We start from the raw sequence: 3233 nt of genomic DNA, 5'->3' as shown, positions 1-3233 counted from the left end.
AAATATATTAAAATATGATCCTCATTTTGAGGGATTCAATTTTATTTCTCAGTTATATGAAGAGGTCTGCAGCATAGGCTGTATTCATCAGCCTTTAAAAACAGCATAATTGGCGAAGGTATTGATAAAAGTCATTAAAATTATATGGTTGATGTGTTTATGGCTATCTGCGGCCGCCAGCAATGCCGCTGAAAGAGATCTTGCCAAGGCAATGACTGACCATATCCAGTGCCATCCTGTGGAGATGCTTAGTTTTGAGAAACAACAACCCATCATTATCAAGAAGTCTGTTTGTCTGGCTGCCATTTATCAGAAGTCAGGTGCTGAACCGTTATGGGTGTCAAAGGAGGGGCCTGGGGAACGCGCAGAAATCATATTGAAATATTTGGAAAAAGCCGGCAAAGAAGGGCTGAATCCGGCTGATTATCAGGTAAAAAAAATAAAAGAACAATGGACGGATCTCAGCCTGACATCGCTGGCAGAACTTGATACGCTTTTAACTTACAACATGGTAAAATATATCCATGATGTCAGCTATGGACAAATTAAGCCCTACATGGTCAACCCAGAACTTTTTGCCGAAGCCGGTGAAAGAGGATTTAATCCCCTCAAAATGCTGGCGGCCATCCAAAAAATGGAAGACCTTGAAGCGTTTTTTCAATCATTGCCGCCCCAGCATCATCAATACCAGGGACTTAAAAAGGCTCTTGTTCAGTATAACGGCATGACATACAACGGGCAATGGCGGAAAATAATCTTAAAAAAAAGTATCCGGCCCGGGGATGAGGATGAAAGGATCATTGAGATCAGAAAACGGATTGCACTGCTGGAAAATGCCGGCGTGGAGCGTTTAACAACGGCCAATCGTTCACTCTTTGACGATAATCTGACAAAAAAAGTGATTCGCTTCCAACTGAATCATGGTCTTGATCCGGACGGTATCATAGGCCGTAAAACCATGCGTGAATTGAATAAATCGCCACAGGAGCGGTTAGATCAGATAAAGGTCAATATGGCAAGATGGCGGTGGCATGATCATACGCTGGGGGATAAGTATATTCTGGTGAATATCGCCAACTACAGGCTTTTTACCTATGAAGCGGGTGAACTCAAATTCAGCATGCCTGTGATTGTCGGTAAACGCCGGCACCAGACCCCTGTATTCAGCGGCAAAATCAAATATCTTGAATTCAATCCATATTGGAATGTACCACCCAGTATTGCCAAGGATGAGCAGCTGCCGAAACTCAGAAAAAATGCCGACTATCTTGTAAGTAAAAACATCCGGCTTTTTTCCAACTGGCAGGAAGACAGTGTTGAAATTGATTCGACCGTCATTGACTGGCATGCGGTCACCCCTTCCCAGATGGCAGGGTTCAAACTTCGCCAGGATCCAGGGCCGGACAATGAACTGGGGAGGGTAAAATTTGTGTTTCCCAACCAATATGCCGTATACCTCCATGATACGCTGTCAAAAAAATTATTTTCCAGACAAACAAGGCCCTTCAGTCATGGATGTATCCGGGTTTCGGAACCGGCGAAACTGGCAGCGTTTCTCCTCAACCAAAAGGGCAATACATGGGATAGGGAACGGGTGAGTCATCTAATTAACCTGGGCAAAAGGAAAGTGCTTCAAATTCGTCCGACGATACCTGTACACATCACCTATCAAACGGTATGGGTTGACAAAGACGGTCAAATAAATTTTAATGCGGATGTTTACGGCAGAGATGAGACGTTGTATCACGCATTATTTATGAAATAAAAAAACGGTTTTCACCCTGGACGCTACCTTGATTCCTGATCAAAACTTCAAAAAAAAAATAAGCAGACGTGCGTTTTTACTGGCATCTACCCAAGCCGTAATGGGAATGGTTATCCCTTCATCGGTTTTAGCGATATCATCCCCTCCCCGGCCGTTGCGTTTCTATCACACCCATACCGGCGAGCGGATCTCCATAAATTATTCTCCAAAAACCTACACCGGTTCGATGCGTGAAAGAATTGAATATTTTTTCCGTGATTTTCGTACAGGTGAAGTTCATTCCATCGATCCTAACCTTCTTGATGTGCTTTCCACTATTCAGCATGCCTGTGGTAGTCGCTCCAGTTACGAGGTTATTTCCGGATACAGGTCGCCTGAAACCAATGCGTGGTTGAGAAAAAAAAGCAGCGGTGTTGCAAAAAAAAGTTACCATATGAAGGGGATGGCCTTAGATATCAGGCTGGCGGGTCTCGATACAAAGCGTCTTCGCAATTTAGCTATAAAATATAACAGCGGCGGTGTCGGGTTCTATCCGGAATCGGATTTTATTCACATCGACACCGGTAATAAAAGAAGCTGGTAGATTTTTAATCGATGGTCAAGTGACATTTAACCGGCTTCTTGCGTAGCACTAACCCAGAGCGGTTTTTTAAACTTTTTATCAGGCGTCATAAGCGCCTTTTTTATATAATATGCCATGGCTTTTCGACAATTTATACACCATATCCCCGATGCTTCAGTATCATAGTTGCAGAGAATCGCCTGTTGAACACTTTGGGGCAGTACAGGATTTGGTCTGAAAGATAATGTCACCCGTTCATTCCACTCCCGGTCCTCATCTGAGGGTATCCACTCCTCATCAGAGGAGACGTCAGCGTATCCAATTCGGGATAGTACAAAATCACGAAATTGATGTCTCAGGTGACAATATGCCCTCACATGATACCGGTTTTCCGCAAATACTAAGTGGTTGGGGGAAATAACTCTCTCGGTAGGTTCGCCTAATTCAAGCTCTTTTTTTTTATATTCTATGAAAAGCGTCTGTTTGTGCTGCAACGCTGAAAAAATGCGTTTAACAATTTTGAAATCCAATTTGTGCCTCAGTTTCAGGCCAACATCTTCAACTTCAAAATCACTCCACTCTCTTTCCTCTTTGTAATAACCGACAAGGGTTTCACCCCTGAGATAATCCAAAAATTTTAACGGGTCCGGCTTTATAAACCTTGATTTAAAATCGGAGGTTGCGACATGGCATTTTTTTGAGGCATCATACGCCATTTGATCTGGAAACATACGTCGATAGGTGTCTATTGATTTCTGGGCCACTGGCCGGCTGAGATCAAAAGCGTCTCCCACCCCCCTGGCAGTTAAACCCTCACCCCACAGAAGCCGGGTTTCAATATATTCCATTCGTTCTTGTTCAAATTTTTTCATAACACCTGTAAAGTTTTATATCATGTTTATATAT

General features: G+C 43.2%; 3 protein-coding genes. 2 read left to right on the top strand and 1 reads right to left on the bottom strand.

Going from position 1 to position 3233, the window contains the following annotated elements; genetic code table 11:
* Positions 1–211: 211 nt before the first annotated feature.
* Both HXW94_RS18390 and mepK read left to right on the top strand, forming a co-directional pair.
* A complete protein-coding gene (locus HXW94_RS18390) occupies positions 212–1765 on the top strand; it encodes a L,D-transpeptidase family protein (protein WP_246294224.1) in 1554 nt (517 codons plus the stop codon).
* Between the two features lie 28 nt (positions 1766–1793).
* Positions 1794–2348, top strand: coding sequence for a peptidoglycan L,D-endopeptidase MepK (gene mepK / locus HXW94_RS18385; RefSeq protein WP_246294222.1), 555 nt, complete (start codon positions 1794–1796; stop codon positions 2346–2348).
* Positions 2349–2374: 26 nt separating this feature from the next.
* Here the strand turns inward: mepK and HXW94_RS18380 are convergent, their stop codons facing one another.
* Entirely contained in the window at positions 2375–3199 is an 825-nt protein-coding gene (locus HXW94_RS18380; RefSeq protein ID WP_178368346.1) for a helix-turn-helix transcriptional regulator, read from the bottom strand.
* Between the last annotated feature and the right edge of the window lie 34 nt (positions 3200–3233).

Source organism: Desulfobacter latus (genome assembly GCF_013389365.1).
In the GTDB taxonomy this organism is placed as follows: Bacteria; Desulfobacterota; Desulfobacteria; order Desulfobacterales; family Desulfobacteraceae; genus Desulfobacter; species Desulfobacter latus.
This window is presented reverse-complemented; position numbering and strand designations above follow the sequence as displayed.

Coding starts and splice junctions, on each gene's coding strand:
- HXW94_RS18390 (WP_246294224.1), top strand. CDS start 212: ATGACTGACCATATCCAGTGCCATCCTGTGGAGATGCTTAGTTTTGAG.
- HXW94_RS18380 (WP_178368346.1), bottom strand. CDS start 3,199: ATGAAAAAATTTGAACAAGAACGAATGGAATATATTGAAACCCGGCTT.